The sequence below is a fragment of the Roseovarius sp. BRH_c41 genome (assembly GCF_000961715.1).
Taxonomy (GTDB): domain Bacteria; phylum Pseudomonadota; class Alphaproteobacteria; order Rhodobacterales; family Rhodobacteraceae; genus Roseovarius.
In genome coordinates this window covers 1-16,282 of sequence record NZ_LADY01000064.1, presented here as the reverse complement: position 1 = coordinate 16,282, position 16,282 = coordinate 1, and the positions used below count along the sequence as shown (strand labels likewise).

Annotated in this window: 13 protein-coding genes; 9 read left to right on the top strand and 4 right to left on the bottom strand. The window is 63.0% G+C overall.

What is annotated here, in order from left to right; translation table 11 throughout:
* Positions 1 to 82 precede the first annotated feature (82 nt).
* The 6 genes from rnr (at position 83) to VR71_RS20190 (ending at position 7,754) form a co-directional block, all read left to right on the top strand.
* Positions 83 to 2,338, top strand: a complete 2,256-nt coding sequence (rnr, locus tag VR71_RS20215; RefSeq protein ID WP_045686324.1) for a ribonuclease R — start codon at positions 83 to 85, stop codon at positions 2,336 to 2,338.
* A gap of 293 nt (positions 2,339 to 2,631) precedes the next feature.
* The gene (locus tag VR71_RS20210) at positions 2,632 to 3,849 is read left to right on the top strand and encodes a lytic murein transglycosylase (protein ID WP_296430663.1); all 1,218 of its coding nucleotides are present in this window, start codon (positions 2,632 to 2,634) and stop codon (positions 3,847 to 3,849) included.
* Positions 3,846 to 4,472, top strand: coding sequence for a paraquat-inducible protein A (locus VR71_RS20205; protein ID WP_045686322.1), 627 nt, complete (start codon positions 3,846 to 3,848; stop codon positions 4,470 to 4,472). The genes VR71_RS20210 and VR71_RS20205 overlap by 4 nt, the downstream gene beginning before the upstream one ends.
* A complete protein-coding gene (locus VR71_RS20200; protein ID WP_296430662.1) occupies positions 4,469 to 5,095 on the top strand; it encodes a paraquat-inducible protein A in 627 nt (208 codons plus the stop codon). Before VR71_RS20205 ends, VR71_RS20200 begins: the two co-directional genes overlap by 4 nt.
* Positions 5,092 to 7,185: an MlaD family protein gene (locus VR71_RS20195; RefSeq protein ID WP_296430660.1), complete on the top strand. Its 2,094-nt coding sequence runs from the start codon at positions 5,092 to 5,094 to the stop codon at positions 7,183 to 7,185. The genes VR71_RS20200 and VR71_RS20195 overlap by 4 nt, the downstream gene beginning before the upstream one ends.
* 5 nt (positions 7,186 to 7,190) lie before the next feature.
* Positions 7,191 to 7,754, top strand: a complete 564-nt coding sequence (locus VR71_RS20190) for an ABC-type transport auxiliary lipoprotein family protein (RefSeq protein WP_045686320.1) — start codon at positions 7,191 to 7,193, stop codon at positions 7,752 to 7,754.
* Between the two features lie 244 nt (positions 7,755 to 7,998).
* Here VR71_RS20190 and katG read toward each other — a convergent pair whose 3' ends face one another.
* From katG to VR71_RS20170, 4 genes are all read right to left on the bottom strand, one after another.
* Entirely contained in the window at positions 7,999 to 10,164 is a 2,166-nt protein-coding gene (gene katG, locus VR71_RS20185) for a catalase/peroxidase HPI (RefSeq protein ID WP_045686319.1), read from the bottom strand.
* A 158-nt stretch (positions 10,165 to 10,322) separates the two neighbouring features.
* Positions 10,323 to 10,742, bottom strand: a complete 420-nt coding sequence (locus VR71_RS20180; protein WP_045686318.1) for a PaaI family thioesterase — start codon at positions 10,740 to 10,742, stop codon at positions 10,323 to 10,325.
* On the bottom strand, positions 10,739 to 11,761 hold the full coding sequence (locus VR71_RS20175) for a phosphotransferase family protein (RefSeq protein ID WP_045686317.1): 1,023 nt from the start codon (positions 11,759 to 11,761) through the stop codon (positions 10,739 to 10,741). Before VR71_RS20175 ends, VR71_RS20180 begins: the two co-directional genes overlap by 4 nt.
* Positions 11,758 to 13,401, bottom strand: coding sequence for a long-chain fatty acid--CoA ligase (locus VR71_RS20170; RefSeq protein WP_045686316.1), 1,644 nt, complete (start codon positions 13,399 to 13,401; stop codon positions 11,758 to 11,760). The genes VR71_RS20175 and VR71_RS20170 overlap by 4 nt, the downstream gene beginning before the upstream one ends.
* Before the next feature lie 112 nt (positions 13,402 to 13,513).
* On the opposite strand from VR71_RS20170, the gene VR71_RS20165 reads away from it, so the two are divergent.
* The 3 genes from VR71_RS20165 to VR71_RS20155 form a co-directional block, all read left to right on the top strand.
* Positions 13,514 to 14,503 (top strand): zinc ABC transporter substrate-binding protein, encoded by a 990-nt coding sequence (locus VR71_RS20165; protein WP_045686315.1) that lies wholly within the window; start codon positions 13,514 to 13,516, stop codon positions 14,501 to 14,503.
* Positions 14,500 to 15,291, top strand: coding sequence for a metal ABC transporter ATP-binding protein (locus VR71_RS20160; RefSeq protein ID WP_045686314.1), 792 nt, complete (start codon positions 14,500 to 14,502; stop codon positions 15,289 to 15,291). Before VR71_RS20165 ends, VR71_RS20160 begins: the two co-directional genes overlap by 4 nt.
* A gap of 2 nt (positions 15,292 to 15,293) precedes the next feature.
* Positions 15,294 to 16,282: metal ABC transporter permease (locus tag VR71_RS20155; protein WP_045686313.1), on the top strand; the 989-nt coding region annotated here is incomplete at its 3' end.

Here is a 16,282-nt window from a genome sequence, read left to right as displayed (position 1 = left end):
CGTGAAGAAATCTCTAAACCTGCCCCGGCATTTTGACGGTTTCCCGGATGACGTCGCTTTCGCTTCGTGCTAGGGCCAAACCATGAGCCAGATGCCCAACAAAGACGAGATCCTGCAATGGATCTCGGATAACCCGACCCTCACCGCAAAACGTGATATTGCCAAGGCTTTTGGCATCAAGGGGGCTGCGCGGATCGACCTCAAGCGCCTGCTCAAGGAGTTGGAGGAAGCAGGCCATCTTGAGAAGCGCAAGAAGACCTACCGCGATCCCGACCGGCTGCCGCCTGTCAGTGTTCTTCAGGTTACTGGTCCGGCCTCTGACGGCGAGCTGTTGGCCAAGCCTCTGGAATGGACCGGCGAAGGGGTGGAGCCAATCGTTCTGCTCATCCCGCGCGCCTCTGATCCGGCAATGGGCGCGGGCGACCGTATTTTGGCGCGCCTGCAAGAGGTCAAGGGCGAGGCCCATCACTACGAGGCGCGGCTCATCCGACGTATCGGAACCAACCCGCGCAAGGTCTTGGGGGTGTTTCGCAAGGGCGCCGAAGGGGGCCGCATCCTGCCCATCGACAAGGGCGACGGCAAGGAATGGACCGTTGCCCCGGATGCCACCGGCGGCGCGCAGGACGGCGAGCTGGTCGAGGCAGAACAGGCCGGGCCTGCGGGCCGCATGGGCCTGCCGCGCGCGCGGGTTCTGGAACGGTTAGGCGATCCCTCCGCCCCCAAGGCGGTCTCGCTCATCGCCATTCATCAGCACGGCATTCCGGACGCCTTTCCCGACGACGTGATCGCCGAGGCGGACGGCATGAAACCGGCGGGCCTGAAGGGGCGCGAGGATCTGCGTGACATGCCTCTGATCACGATTGATCCCTGGGATGCGCGCGACCATGACGATGCAGTCTGGGCGCATGCCGACGACGATCCCAAGAATGCTGGCGGGCATGTGATCTGGGTCGCGATTGCCGATGTGGCACATTACGTGCGCCCCGCTACTGCGCTCGATCACGAGGCCCGCAAGCGGGGCAATTCGAGCTACTTCCCCGACCGCGTGGTGCCGATGCTGCCCGACCGCCTGTCGGGCGATCTGTGCAGCCTGCATGAGGGCGTGCCGCGCGCCTGTATCGCAGTGCGGATGCAGATCAACGCCCATGGCGACAAGATCGGGCACCGCTTTGTGCGCGGGCTGATGCGCTCTGCCGCCTCGTTGAATTATCAGCAGGTTCAGGCCGCACAGGACGGCAACCCGGATGACAAATGCGGGCCACTGGTGGAAGACGTGATTACCCCCCTTTATGCGGCCTACGCCGCATTGGAGGAGGCACGGCGGCGCAGGCAGCCGCTCGACTTGGATCTCCCTGAACGCAAAGTGGTGCTGAGCGACGAGGGCAAGGTTCTGTCGGTCAATTTCGCCGACCGGCTGGATGCGCACAAGTTGATCGAGGAATGCATGGTGCTGGCCAACGTGGCCGCCGCAGAGACGCTGGTTGCCCGGAAATCGGCGCTCCTGTTCCGCGTTCATGAGGAACCTGCACCAGAGAAATTGGAAACGCTGCGCGATGTCGCCGAGGCGGCTGGTCTGGTTCTCGCCAAGGGGCAAGTGCTGAAAACTGCGCATCTCAACGCGCTCTTGCATGCCGCACGCGATACGGATCATTCCGAGGTCATCAACATGTCCACCCTGCGCGCCATGACGCAGGCCTATTACGCGCCGCAGAATTTCGGGCATTTTGGTCTTGCCTTGCAGGCCTATGCGCATTTCACTTCGCCTATCCGGCGGTATTCCGATCTGGTGGTGCACCGGGCGTTGATTTCGGCGCATGGCTGGGGCGATGACGGGCTGAGCCATGAGGAAGAGGCGCGGCTTGAGGCGACAGCGCAGCACATTTCCGACACCGAACGCCGCTCGATGATGGCTGAGCGTGACACGAATGACCGCTATCTGGCGGCGTTTCTTTCGGAACGGCTGGGTGAGGAATTTACCGGTCGGATCAGCGGCATCGCCAAGTTTGGCGCCTTCGTGAGACTCGATGAAACCGGGGCCGATGGACTAATTCCCGTGCGCTCGCTGGGGCGGGAGTATTTCCATTTTGACCGGGACGCTGGCACGTTGATGGGGTCTGATACAGGCTTGACGATTGGCCTTGGACAGCGCGTCACGGTCAAGCTGGCAGAGGCCGCTCCTGTGACGGGCGGCATCGCGCTGGAACTCGTCAGCATCGAGGGCACGACCATGCCCAGAGGGCCGCAAGGTTCGCGTGGCAAACCCCCGAAACGCAAGCTTGGGAGCGCCAAGCGCAAGGCCGCTGTGGAAAAACGCAAAGTGGAACGCAAGCGCCGATAGGTCGTCGCACGAGAGTCGTGTGATTTGGTGTATGACCTTGAAATGCCGCACGATCATCGAGCGCTTCGTCGCGCAGTAGATCGGCGGTCACGCGCGCGCCGACCGCGAGATTGCTTTTGATTCGGAGACAATCGAGCTATCCTGTCTCCAGAGCCACATCACAAGGGGGCCAAGCCATGCGAGCGGTACACCTAGGACTACTGAGCTTTTTGATCGGAACGACACCGGCTTTTGCCGGTGCAGTGGAGCAATCCTTGCGTCCACAAATGAGACCCGGTTCGGGCGTCATATCAATGGCGGTCATCGTTTCAAGCGACCTGCCGGTGCGCAGTCTGCGGCCGCAATTGCGACCCGAGACACAGGGCAACGCTGTCATCGTGCAGGCCAGTGCAAACCCCGGATTCGACAATTGGATCGCTGGCTTTCGCGGACGTGCGGTGGCGCAGGGGGTCAATGGGCAAGTGTTCGACCGGGCCTTTCGCGGTGTGACCTTCAATCCCGAGATCGTCGCAAAGGACCGGAACCAATCAGAATTCAAGCGCGAGATATGGGATTATCTCGACAGCGCGGTGTCGCCGGTCCGTGTCAAAAATGGCCAGGAAGCGCTACGACGCAACCGACGTGCTCTGGACCGGATTGAGGCGCATTACGGCGTCGAGAAAGAGGTTGTCGCCGCCGTATGGGGTATGGAGAGCACCTATGGCGAGCGGTTGGGAGATCTGCCGCTGATTCAGTCACTGGCAACGCTGGCTTATGACGGGCGGCGGGGGGCGTTTTTCGAAAAGCAACTCATCGCGGCCTTGCAGATCCTGCAATCGGGCGATGTGACGCCTGAGAACATGAAGGGATCCTGGGCCGGAGCCATGGGGCACACGCAATTCATTCCGACCTCCTATCTTGCCTATGCTGTGGATTTCACCGGAGATGGCAAACGGGACATCTGGTCAGACAACCCAACCGACGCTCTGGCCTCAACGGCGGCCTATCTCAAGCGCTTTGGCTGGACCAAGGGTCAACCTTGGGGCGTCGAAGTGCGATTGCCGCGGGGGTTCAGCACCGGGTCGGCCAAATCAAAACGAATGCCCTCCCAATGGGCGGCGCAGGGTGTCGTAGGTGTCGATGGTCGCGCGGTCCGGGATTATGGCGGCGCGTCGATCTATCTGCCAGCGGGGCTGCAAGGACCGGCCTTCATGGTCTTTGACAACTTCGGTGTCATCAAACGCTACAACAATTCCGATGCCTACGCGATGGGGGTCGGCCATTTGGCGGATCGGATTGGCGGAGGGCCCGAAGTCCAGGGGGCATGGCCGCGTGGATATAATCCACTGTCTTTTGACGAACGGATGGAGATGCAGCGACGCCTGCAACGCAAAGGCTTTGGGGTCGAGAAGATCGACGGGATCATCGGTCCCAACACGGTCAATGCAATTCGCGCGTTTCAGCAATCGGTTGGGGCAACGCCGGACGGGCTGCCCTCACAGGAGTTGCTGGCGCTTCTCAAGCGATCGTGAGTGAGCCATCCGACCATCGCGATGATCTGGCCAGATTGATCGCCTGTCCGGAATGCGATCTGGTCTATACCGCGCCACAGGTGGCGATGCGGCAGCGCGCGGTGTGCGCGCGCTGTCACACGGTGTTGATTGCCCCCCGGCGCAAGGCCGGTAAGCAACTCATCGCTCTGGCGTTGACGGTCCTCATTCTAATTGTGGCGGCAACACTCTTTCCGTTTTTGTCGATCGGCGCGGGGGGCATGCACCATGATGCGTCGATCCTTCAGGCCGCCTTTGTATTCGAGGGGGGGCTATCGGTACTTTCCATCGCGGTTCTGTTCTTTATCGTGCTGATACCGGCGCTGCGCCTTGTTCTGCTGATCTACGTGCTCGCTCCTATCATTCGTGATCGTCCCCCCGCGCCGCTCGCACGGTCTGCGTTCCGCTTGTCGGAATCGCTGCTGCCATGGTCCATGGCCGAGATATTTGCCATTGGATGCGCGGTCGCGCTGGTCAAATTGAGCGATCTGGCCGATGTGGTGTTTGGCCCGGCGGCGTGGATGTTCGCGGTGTTGGTGGTCTTGGTGGTCGCCACCGACAACCTGATGTGCCGCTATTCGATATGGGCCTCGTTGGACGAATGAGAACGGCGCGCGACATGGGCCTTGTGGGGTGTACCCGCTGCATGCGGGTGAGCCACTCTTGCACGCAGATCTGCCCGCGCTGCGGGAGTGCGCTGCAGTCTCGTGATCCGTTCTCGCTGCAAAAGGTTTGGGCTTGGTGGCTTCTCGGGCTGGGGTGTTACATTCCGGCAAATATCTATCCGATGCTGGAAACGCGCACCTTGGTCAGCACGCAGAGCGATACAATTGTTGGCGGTGCGGTAACGCTGGCGCAGCATGGCAACTGGGGCGTGGCACTGATCATTCTTGTAGCCAGCGTGGTGATCCCTGTGGCCAAGTTCTTCGCATTGGCGGGACTTGGCATCGGGGTCTGGCGCGGCTCGCGCCTGTCCGAGAGACAGCGGCATCTGCTCTACGAGGTGGTAGAATACATCGGGCGCTGGTCCATGATCGACGTGTTTGTGGTGGCGATCCTGTCCTCCCTGGTGCAATTGCAGGCGCTGGCAACCATAACACCGGGGCGTGCCAGCCTGTTTTTCGCTCTTTCCGTGATTTTCACGATGCTCTCGGCGCAGAGTTTTGATAGCCGGTTGATCTGGGACAGTGCCCGCAGACCTGATCGCAAAGAGGACACCCACCCGTGACGCATGACGATATGACCCCGCCTGAGGCCACTGTGAAACCGGCAGACCGCCGCCTGTTGGAGCGGGTCTCGGTAATTTGGCTGGTGCCCTTGGCGGCGCTTGTCATTGTGCTGGGTGTGGCGTGGCAGACCTATGCAGATCGTGGTCCGCTCATTGAAATCGGGTTCGACAATGCCTCCGGCGTGCGGCCCGGCACCACCGAATTGCGCTACCGTGATGTGTCCGTCGGCTTGGTAGAGGATGTCAGCTTTGCCCCCGGATTGGGCCGGGTTCTGGTCAAAGTGCGGGTGGATCAAGAGGTTGCACCCTATATCGACAATGCTGCCCAATTCTGGGTCGTGCGTCCGCAGGTCAGTGCGCGCGGCGTGACCGGATTGGGCACGGTGCTATCGGGCGTTTATATCGAAGGGCTGTGGGATGAGACGCCCGGCGAGGTGTCGGAGCGGTTCGACGGTCTGTCGGATGCGCCGCTGGAACGGGTGGGCCAGAGCGGTTTACGCCTGATGTTGCGCGCGCAAGGCAAGGCGTCTTTGGTCGAGGGAGCACCGATTGTCTATCGCGGAATCGAGGTCGGGAGGGTCGGCAGGCCGACCATCACCGCGGACGGTTCGTCAGCACAGGCCGAGGCGTTGGTTTTTGCCCCGCATGACAGCCTGATCAACAGTGCGACGCGGTTTTGGGACACGTCCGGGTTTTCCTTTTCGTTGGGGCCAAGCGGCGCGCAGCTCGATTTCTCTTCGGTGGCGGCGCTTGTGTCGGGGGGCGTCACGTTCGAGACCATGATCTCCGGTGGGACACCGGCGCAATCGGGTGACGTTTATACAGTTTTTCCTGAAGAATCAGCGGCGCGCGCCAATCTCTTTGTCGGCGATGACAGCGAAGTCCTCTCGCTTTCGGCGGTCTTTGAGGAGAATATCGCTGGCCTTAGCGTTGATGCACCGGTTGAATTCAATGGCTTACGCATTGGGCAGGTGAGTGCGCTCAACGGTTTTGTCGATAATGAACGCTTCGGTGATGGACGGGTTCGGCTCTTGGTGACGCTGGCGATCCGGCCCGGGCGGCTGGGGTTGGAGGGCGGGGCAGGGCGCGATGCGGCGCTTGCGTTCCTGCGTGAGAGTGTGGCCTCGGGGCTTCGGGCACGCTTGGCATCTGCCTCACTTCTGACCGGAGGGCTCAAGGTCGAATTGGTCGAAATTGCAAATGCGCGACCTGACGAGATCGAAGAATTCGGTGAGGATGGCCTATTCATTCCCACCACCGAGAGTGACATTGCAGATGTGTCGGCCACCGCCACGGGGGTATTCGAGCGGATCAACGCCCTGCCTGTAGAAGAGGTGATGTCCGAGGCTATCGCCTTGATGCAAAACGCAAATGCGCTAATTTCCAGCTCCGATATCCGCGCCGTTCCGGGCAATGTCAACGCGCTGTTGGATGAGACGCGGGGCGTCGTCGGCGCGCCAGAGGTGCAAGGCTTGCCTGGGCGGCTGGACGCGGTCTTGACGGAAATGGAGACACTGGTTGCTCAGATTGCGCAAGAGGCCGTGGCCGCCAAGTTGAGCGCGGCGCTCAGCGATGCGTCTGCGGCCTCTCAGGGGGTCAGTGATGCGGTGAGTGGTGTGCCGGACCTTGTGGCGCGGATGGATGCTGTGGCGCGCAAGGCTGAAACGGTTGAAATTGACGCCATGGCAGCAGAACTGACCGCGCTCATTCGGTCGGCTGAGGCGTTGTTGGCCGGGGATGGTGCGCAGGCTTTGCCCGAGACGTTGAACGCAACACTTGAAGAATTACGTAATGTTTTGGCACAGTTACGAGAAGGCGGGGTGGTCGAGAACGCAACCGCCGCCCTTGGGTCGGCCCGCGATGCGGCGGATACTTTTGCCGAAGCCGGGCGGGATCTGCCGGGGTTGATTGCCGAGGCGGAAGCGGTCTTGGCGCAGGCGCGGGGGACTTTGGCGGGATATGCGGCGGAAAACGGGGTGGGCCGGGATGCGCGGGCGGCGCTGCGCGAGGTTGAACGGGCAGCCCGAGCCGTGTCATCCTTGGCCCGAACGATTGAACGCAATCCGAACTCTTTGCTGTTAGGACGTTGATTATCATGAAAAAAATATCCGCTTTCGTCGTTTTGGCCGCCCTCATCGGCTGCACCTCTGTCCCCGAGCAACGGCTGACTGTGCCGCGTGCGGCGATTGAGACCAAGCAGCGGATTGCCTTTGGTTCGGTCGCGCTGCGCGAGGTGTCATTGCCGCGGTATGCAGCGGGGGAGCAGATCTATCTCTCTGATTCTATGGGAGTTTTAAGCACGCAGCCGGGTTTGTTATGGGCGGATGATCCGGGTCGGGCGATCACGCTGGAGCTAAGCCGGCATCTTGCGCAGATGACGGGGGCGCAGGTGGCGGCTGAACCTTGGCCGTTTGGTGGCCTCCCAGAGGCGCAGGTTGAGGTGCGGATTGAAGAGATGCTGGCACAGGATGTGGGTGTTTTCCGCTTGGCAGGCCAATATTTTGTGTCATCTGAGAGCGGACGTGCGCGAGCGCGGCTGTTTGATCTGAGCGTTCCAGTGGCCACGGGAGAGGATGCAAGCGTCGCGGCGATTGCCGCCGCACGCGGTCAGGCGGTGCGGGATCTCGCGGTCGAGATTGCGCGAAACGGGTTGCGATAGGGTACACCCGGTACATTTTGTCCCCCGGTTATGTACACAAGTCCAAGACGGTGCGGATGCCTATGGGATGAAAGCGGTGTTTCCCCCTGATCAGGGGCCATCGCGCTTGGGTCACAGGTCCGGTCAAGACAGGGTTCCCTCACGGGTCGGCAAATTCTCTGCAAGTCTCTCTGAGATACTCCAGACATAAAAAAGGCGCGGCGATGTCTCGCCGCGCCTCTCGCGTTTTGGTCGTCAGGTCCGGTCAGACCAGATCGAAGCGGTCTGCGTTCATCACCTTGGTCCATGCGGCGACGAAATCGCGCACGAATTTTTCTGGGGCGTCGTCCTGTGCATAGATCTCGGCATAGGCGCGCAGGATCGAATTCGACCCGAACACCAGATCGACGCGGGTGGCCGTGTGCTTCACCGCGCCCGATTTGCGATCCACGATGTTATAGGTGCCATCGCCATTCGGGTCCCACTTGAAGCCCATGTCGGTGAGCGTGGTGAAGAAGTCCGTCGTCAGTGCGCCCACCTTGTCGGTAAAGACGCCACGCGCCGTGCCGCCGTGGTTGGTGCCGAGCACCCGCATACCACCGATAAGGCAGGTCATTTCATGCGCGCTGAGGCCCATGAGCTGTGCCCGGTCGAGCAGCATTTCCTCGGGGGTGACGATGTAATCCTTCTTGAGCCAGTTGCGGAAGCCATCGGCCAGCGGTTCCAGCACCTCGAAGGAGTCCCCGTCGGTCATATCCTCGGTGGCGTCGCCGCGACCGGGGGCAAAGGGCACCTCGATGGCGAAACCTGCGGCTTTGGCCGCCTGTTCGATCCCGAGATTACCGGCCAGAACGATGACATCCGCTACGCTGGCCCCGGTTTCTGCTGCGATCGGTTCGAGCGCTGCCAGAACCCGCGCCAGACGGGCAGGCTCGTTGCCCTCCCAATCCTTTTGCGGGGCAAGGCGAATGCGCGCGCCATTGGCCCCGCCGCGCAGGTCAGAGCCGCGGAAGGTGCGGGCGCTGTCCCAAGCGGTGGCGACCATGTCCGACAGGCTCAGACCGCTTGCGGCAATCTTGGCCTTGACGGCGGCGACATCGTAGCCGGTCGAACCCGCCGGGATCGGGTCTTGCCAGATCAGATCCTCTTGGGGCACGTCCGGGCCGATGTAGCGGGCCTTGGGGCCGAGATCGCGATGCGTCAGTTTGAACCATGCGCGGGCAAAGCAATCCTCGAAATAGGCTTGATCCGCCATGAACTTTTCGCAGATGGCGCGATAGGTCGGGTCCATCTTCATCGCCATGTCGGCATCGGTCATCATCGGCATGACACGCTTGGACGTGTCGGTTGCGTCAACCGGCATATCCTCTTCCTTGATGCCGATGGGCTGCCACTGTTGCGCGCCTGCCGGGGATCTGGTGAGTTCCCAGTCATAGCCGAACAGCAGTTTGAAATAGCCCATGTCCCACTTGGTCGGATTGGTGGTCCAAGCGCCTTCGATGCCAGAGGTGACGGCATTGGTGGCCTTGCCGCCGAGGTTGGGGTTGACCCAGCCAAAGCCTTGCGTTTCGAGATCGGCGGCTTCGGGTGCATCGCCCAGAGTCTCGGCATCACCATTGCCATGCGCCTTGCCGACGGTATGACCGCCGCAGGTCAGAGCCGCGGTTTCCTCGTCGTTCATGGCCATGCGGGCAAAGGTCTCGCGGACCTGTCCGGCGGTCTTGAGCGGATCAGGCTGACCGTTCACGCCCTCGGGGTTCACATAGATCAGGCCCATCTGCACGGCGGCGAGGGGGTTTTCCATCGTGGCCGGGTTCTCGACGCTCTCATAACGGCTGTCACTGGGGGCCAGCCATTCCTTTTCCGCGCCCCAATAGGTGTCTTTCTCGGGGTGCCAGATATCTTCGCGGCCAAAGGAGAAGCCAAAGGTTTTGAGGCCCATGGATTCATAGGCCATGTTGCCTGCGAGCAGGATCAGGTCGGCCCAGCTCAGCTTGTTGCCGTATTTCTTTTTGACCGGCCAGAGGATGCGGCGAGCCTTGTCGAGGTTGCCGTTGTCGGGCCAGCTGTTGAGCGGGGCAAAGCGGATGTTGCCATGGCCACCGCCACCGCGCCCATCGGCCAGACGGTACGAGCCCGCGGAATGCCATGCGAGGCGGATCATCAACCCGCCGTAATGGCCCCAATCAGCGGGCCACCAGTCCTGGCTGTCGGTCATCAGCGCCTTGACGTCGGCCTTGACGGCCTCGAAGTCGAGGGTCTTGACCTCTTCGGCATAGTTGAAATCCGCCCCGAGCGGATTGGTTTTCTGGTCGTGCTGGTGCAGGATATCGAGGTTCAGGGCCTTGGGCCACCAATCCATGACGCTGGTGCCTGTTTCTGTCACGCTGCCATGCATGACCGGGCATTTGCCAATGTTGTTGCCGTCCATTTTCGTCTCCTACTTGAATGTTGTCTTCGGTGAGGTCGCCCAGAGTCGTCGCGATGGGTGCGACTGATTCCTTGGGCCTGCGCGGTATCCTTGATGGGTGTACCAGATGCGTTCAATAATTAATAATTGGTTTTACTAACCGTATTCATAGTCTGGGGTTATGGATTTCGATCCCGCCGATAGCGAAATACGCCGGTGCCCGTGGCGAGGAGCGCGCCGGTTTCATCCCGCACGGTGCCTTCGGCAAAATAGGTGGATTTGCCGCCGCCCGTGCGCCGTGCCTCGGCGATCAGCCGTGTTCCGGTGGCCTGCCCCAGATAATTGACCGTCAGCGACAGGGTGAGCGCCATCTGCTGCCGCTCCGGGTCGCCGGTGTAGCACCCGGCAAAACCCATGGCGGTATCGAGCATGGTGGCGTGGATGCCGCCATGCGGCAGACCCTGACGGTTCATCAAGAACGGCTCCAGCGGCAGTTCCAGGCGCGCAAAGTCTTTGAACCAGGCGCTCAGGCGATAGCCGAGATGGGTTTGCAGTGCCGAGGGCGGTTCGAGGAGGTTTGGGTCGATGTCCTGGGTCATGTCTTGTCCTTGGTCGCAGAGAGGCCCGCGCGGGCGAAGTCGGGCACATACTCCCCGAGGCGCAGGCCGCGTGCGGGGTCAGAGGCATTGCCATCCAGCGCGCGTTTCTTGACGCCTTGCAGGATGGCTGCCATGCGGAAATAGCTGAAGGCGAGGTAGAAATGGAACCCCTCGATGGGGGCAATCCCGCGCCGTTCGCAATAGCGGGCGATGAAATCCGCGTCTGACCAAAGGCCAAGCGCGGCGCGGTCCACACCCGCAAGGCCGCGCCCCTCTGCGGTGGCGGGCATCGACCATTGCATGATCACGGCGGCAAGGTCGGCGTAGGGGTGGCCGAGGGTGGAAAGCTCCCAGTCGAGCACGGCGACGCAGGCGGTGCCATGGGGCGCAAAGAGCAGATTGTCGAGGCGGTAGTCCCCATGCACCAGCGTGCGTTGCCCATCCTCCGGGGGGATATGCGCATCGAGCCATGTCATGAGGGCGGTCATGTCGGGCAGGTCATCGGTGGCGGTGGCGGTATATTGCGCGCACCAGCGGTCCACCTGACGACGGTAGTAATTACCGGAAGGGCCATAGTCCGTGAGGCCGGTTTGCGCGAGGTCAATGTCATGGATGGCGGCCAGAACGCGGTTCATCTCGTCGAGGATGGCGTGACGTTCGGGCGGGGTGAGGCCGGGCATCGCGGGGGCGTCAAAGCTGCGGCCTTGCACCTCGTCCATGATGTAGAAGGGCGTGCCGATGACCTGCGCGTCTTCGCACAGCAGGTGCATACGGGCGACGGGGACGGATGTGTCTTGCAGCGCGCGCTGCACGCGGAATTCCCGCTCGACCGCATGGGCGGATTTCAAGAGCACGCCGGGCGGTTTGCGGCGCAGGACGTAACTGCGCGTGGGGGTCATCAGACGGTAGGTGGGGTTGGATTGCCCGCCGCTGAATTTCTGCGCCGTGAGCGGTCCCGCAAAGCCCGGAAGATGCGCGGCAAGCCATGCCCCGACGGCGTCTGTATCAAGCGCGCTCATGCGCCGTCCCTGCGGTGGTCAGGGTGGATGTAATTGGCGAACTGGTCGCGCAGCGTGAGTTTCGAGACCTTGCCGGTGGCGGTCAGCGGCAGCGCCTCGACCCAGAGCAGATCGTCGGGCAATTGCCATTTGGCGAAATGGGTTTCCATATGGGCGCAGATCTCTGACAGTGCGGGGCGGTCCGGCCCTGTGGCCACCGCGACCAAGATGGGGCGTTCGCCCCATTTCGGATGCGGCACTGCGATCACCGCGCAGGCAGCGATGCCGGGATGCGAGAGGGCCGCGTTTTCCAGATCAATCGAGCTGATCCATTCGCCACCCGATTTCACCAGATCCTTGGCGCGGTCGCGGATCGTGAGCCGCCCCTCGGGGCCGACCGAGGCGACATCGCCGGTGCCGAACCAGCCCTCGCTATCCATCGCGGCACGGGTGGCCTCGGGGTTCTCGAAATAGCCGCTGATGACGGTATTGCCGCGAATGAATAGCTCGCCCGCCGCCTGTCCGTCATGCGGCAGGCGCTGGCCCGCGTCATCAACGATCTTGTACTCCACCCCAAAGAGGCGACGCCCGGCACAGCATTTGGCGGCGATGCGATCCGCCATCGGCGCCGCTTGCAGCGCCGGAGACAGGACGCCGTAAGCGCCGATCGGGCTTGTTTCGGTCATGCCCCAAGCCTGCGAGACCACGACGCCGCGCGTCTCATAGGCCTCGATCATCACACGCGGCATGGCAGAGCCACCGACCACCAGATCGGCAAATCCGGCGGGGATGCGCCCCTGCGCCTTGATTTCCGCCAGCAGCCCCGCCCAGACCGTGGGCACCCCCCATGCGGAATAGACGCCCTCAGCGTCCATCAGGCGAAAGAGGCTGGCCCCATCGAGATGCGGTCCCGGCATCACCAGCGTCATGCCGGTGAGCGGTGCCACATAGGGCAAACCCCAGGCATTGACGTGAAAGAGCGGCACCACAGGCAGCACGCGGCCCCCTGCGCGAAAGCTGGAGGTTTGGCAGAGCGGCACTTGCAGCGCGTGCAGCAGCGTCGAGCGGTGGGTGTAGAGAGCGCCCTTGGGGTTGCCGGTGGTGCCGGAGGTGTAGCAAAGACCGGCGGCGGTCTCCTCAGCGAAGGTGGGCCAGTCAAATTCGGGCGGCTGCGCGGCCAGCAAATCCTCGTAGCAGAGCGCCTCAAAGGCGCAGTCTGGCATATGCGCGCGGTCGGTCAGGATCACAAAACGCAGGTCCTGCGGCAGAGCGGGCAAGAGCGCCTCGATCAGCGGCACGAAGGTCAGATCGAGACACAAGAGCCGGTCGCCGGCATGCGCGATGATATAAAGCAATTGCTCATGCGAGAGGCGCGGGTTGAGGGTATGGCACACCGCGCCGATGCCCGAAATCCCGTAATAAAGCTCGAAATGCCGGTGGCCGTTCCACGCCAGTGTGCCGATCCGGTCGCCCGGGTCCAACCCAAGTGCCGTGAGCGCCTGCGCCAGCTGTGCCGCCCGCGCCAGCGTTTGCGGATAGCTCTGGCGGTGCAGATCGCCCTCGACCCGCGCGGAGACGATGCCGTCGGCGGCATGCGCCTCGGCGGCGTGCAACAGGATGTCGATGATCCTGAGCGGCCGATGCATCATCTGGCCCTGCATGGTGGTTCCCTTCCTCGTCCCTCGCGGACGGACGGTGGCATGAAAGCGGAGGGGGATCAATCGGGGCGGAGGGGGTCTTGACTTGTTGCGAATAATTCTCATATTCATTCTCATGTCACATCATATCACAACCTTTCCGCCTCTGACCCGCCGCCGCGCGCTTAGCCTAGCACTCGGCGCGGCCGTTCTTGCCTCGCGCCCTGCAGTCGCCCAAACCGCCCCGCTCGAGGTGGTCGCCACCACCGGCATGATCGCCGACGCCGCGCGGGTCGTGGGTGGCGACCGCGTTGCGGTGCGCGCCCTGATGGGGCCGGGGATTGATCCGCATTCCTACCGTCAGACCCGCAGCGATATTGCCGCTCTTGCCCGCGCCGATCTGGTGCTCTGGCACGGCCTTTATCTTGAGGCGCAGATGGAGGAGTTTTTGCTGAAGCTTGCCGCGCGCTCGCCCGTTGTGCCGGTGGGCGAGGCGGTGCCCGACGCCGCGCGCATCGCGCATGAGGATTACGAGGGCCGCTATGATCCGCATGTCTGGATGGTGCCGGACCTGTGGGCCTCTGTTGTGGACCGCATCGCCGAGACGCTGAGCGCCGAACGGCCCGAGGATGCGGAGCTCTTTGCCAGCAATGCCGCGCGCTACAAAGAAGATCTGGCGCGGCTGGGCCGCTATGCCACGGGCGTTCTGGCCTCGGTGGCTGCGCCTGCACGCGTACTGGTTACGGCGCATGATGCCTTTGGCTATTTTGGCCGGGCCTATGGATATCAGGTGGAGGGCATTCAGGGGCTGTCCACGGAATCCGAGGCCGGTCTGGCGCGCATCCGTGATCTGGTCGATCTGCTGGTCAGTCGCCAGATCAGGGCGGTGTTTGTCGAGAGCACCGTGTCGGATCGCAATATCCGCGCGCTGATCGAAGGGGCTGCGGCGCAGGGCCATGAGGTGATCGTCGGCGGCGAGCTTTTCTCGGATGCGATGGGCGCACCCGGCACCTATGAGGGCAGCTATCTGGGCATGATCGACCATAATGTGACCACCATCGCGGGTGCTCTGGGCGGCACCGCCCCGGCGCGCGGCATGGATGACCGTCTGGCGGTGGGGGGATGAGCATGGCACTGGAACTGGTTGGCAGGGCCACGGCGCCAGACACTGACAGCCCGCTGTCGATCCGGGGGTTGACGGTCTCTTATGGTGAAAAGCCGGCGGTGTTTTCCGTTGATGTCAGTTTTCGCCCCGGTCAGATGACCGCCATAGTTGGCCCCAATGGCGCGGGCAAATCGACGCTGCTCAAGGCCGCACTCGGGATCATCCGGCCCCTGTCGGGGCAGATCACAAGCTATGGCCGCCCGCTGCACGAGGGGCGCGCGCGGATTGCCTATGTGCCGCAGCGCGCCAGCGTGGATTGGGATTTCCCGGCCCGCGTGCTCGATGTGGTGATGATGGGTCTCACCCGTGAACTGGGTCTCTTGGGCCGGGTGCGGGCCAGCCACCGCGCCCGCGCCACGGCCTGTCTTGACCGGGTCGGGATGGCAGGCTTTGCCCATCGCCAGATCGGGCAGCTCTCGGGCGGGCAGCAACAGCGGGTGTTTCTGGCGCGGGCCTTGGCGCAGGAGGCGGATCTCTATCTGCTGGATGAGCCCTTTGCTGGCGTCGATGCCGCCACGGAAAAGGCGATTATTGCGGTGCTGCACGGGTTGCGCGCCGAGGGCAAGACGGTGATTGCCGTGCATCACGATCTGGCCACGGTGGCCGAATATTTCGACCGCGTGTTCCTGATCAACACGACGGCCATTGTCGAGGGGCCGGTGGCCGAGGTGTTCACCCCCGAGCAGCTGCAAATCGCCTATGGCGGGCGGCTGGCGCTGGCGCAGATGGGTGGGGCGGCGGCGGGCTGAGCATGCTTTGGGACGCGCTCACGCTGCAACTGGGCTATAACGCCACGCTGGTCACGCTGGGGGCGACGATGCTCGGCGTGGGAGCGGGGGCCACGGGCACCTATCTCTATCTGGGCAAGCGCGCGCTGGTGTCGGATGCGATCAGCCATGCCACGCTGCCCGGCGTCGTGCTGGGGTTCATGGTTATGGTGGCGCTGGGGGGTGAGGGCCGGTTTCTGCCGGGGCTGATGCTGGGGGCGGCGCTGTCGGCGGGTCTGGGTCTCTTGGCGGTGACAGGGTTGACGACGCGCACGCGGCTGCATGAGGATGCCGCGATTGGCGCGGTGCTGTCGGTGTTCTTTGGCTTTGGCGTTGTCCTGCTGACGGTGGTGCAGGTGATGGATGCCGGGCGGCAGGCGGGGCTTGAGACCTTTTTGCTGGGCGCTACGGCAGGCATGCTGCGCGACGAGGCGCTGACGATTGCGGCGGGCGGCGCCGTGGTTCTGGCGCTGGTGCGGCTCTTGCATCGGCCGATGATCCTTGTGGCCTTTGATCCCGAATATGCGGTGGGGCAGGGGATGCGGCTTGCGCGTGTCGATCTGGCGATGATGGGGCTGGCGCTGGCCATCACCGTGACCGGGCTCAAGGTGGTGGGTCTCGTGCTCATCGTGGCGCTCTTGATCATTCCGCCGGTGGCGGCGCGGTTCTGGTCCGAGCGCGCGGGGCATGTGGTGATGATCGCGGGGGCGATTGGCGGGGTTGCGGGCTATCTGGGGGCTGCGGTGTCGGCCACGGCACCGGACCTGCCCACGGGGCCGCTCATTGTGCTGGCAGCCTTTGCGCTCTTTGTGCTGTCGCTCTTGATGGCGCCGGGGCGCGGCGTGCTGGCGGCGGCGCTGCGTCATCTGCGGTTTCAGCGGCGGGTGCATCTGCGCCAAGGTCTCTTGGCGTTGGCGGCGGGGCAGCCGGTTTACGAGCCGTTGACCCTGCGCCTGATGCGCCGGGCCGGGCT

Bases quoted from the DNA above. Each gene is read 5' to 3' on its own strand.
- rnr (WP_045686324.1), top strand. From the start codon at position 83: ATGAGCCAGATGCCCAACAAAGACGAGATCCTGCAATGGATCTCGGAT.
- VR71_RS20210 (WP_296430663.1), top strand. From the start codon at position 2,632: ATGGCGGTCATCGTTTCAAGCGACCTGCCGGTGCGCAGTCTGCGGCCG.
- VR71_RS20200 (WP_296430662.1), top strand. From the start codon at position 4,469: ATGAGAACGGCGCGCGACATGGGCCTTGTGGGGTGTACCCGCTGCATG.
- VR71_RS20190 (WP_045686320.1), top strand. From the start codon at position 7,191: ATGAAAAAAATATCCGCTTTCGTCGTTTTGGCCGCCCTCATCGGCTGC.
- katG (WP_045686319.1), bottom strand. From the start codon at position 10,164: ATGGACGGCAACAACATTGGCAAATGCCCGGTCATGCATGGCAGCGTG.
- VR71_RS20180 (WP_045686318.1), bottom strand. From the start codon at position 10,742: ATGACCCAGGACATCGACCCAAACCTCCTCGAACCGCCCTCGGCACTG.
- VR71_RS20175 (WP_045686317.1), bottom strand. From the start codon at position 11,761: ATGAGCGCGCTTGATACAGACGCCGTCGGGGCATGGCTTGCCGCGCAT.
- VR71_RS20170 (WP_045686316.1), bottom strand. From the start codon at position 13,401: ATGCAGGGCCAGATGATGCATCGGCCGCTCAGGATCATCGACATCCTG.
- VR71_RS20165 (WP_045686315.1), top strand. From the start codon at position 13,514: ATGTCACATCATATCACAACCTTTCCGCCTCTGACCCGCCGCCGCGCG.
- VR71_RS20160 (WP_045686314.1), top strand. From the start codon at position 14,500: ATGAGCATGGCACTGGAACTGGTTGGCAGGGCCACGGCGCCAGACACT.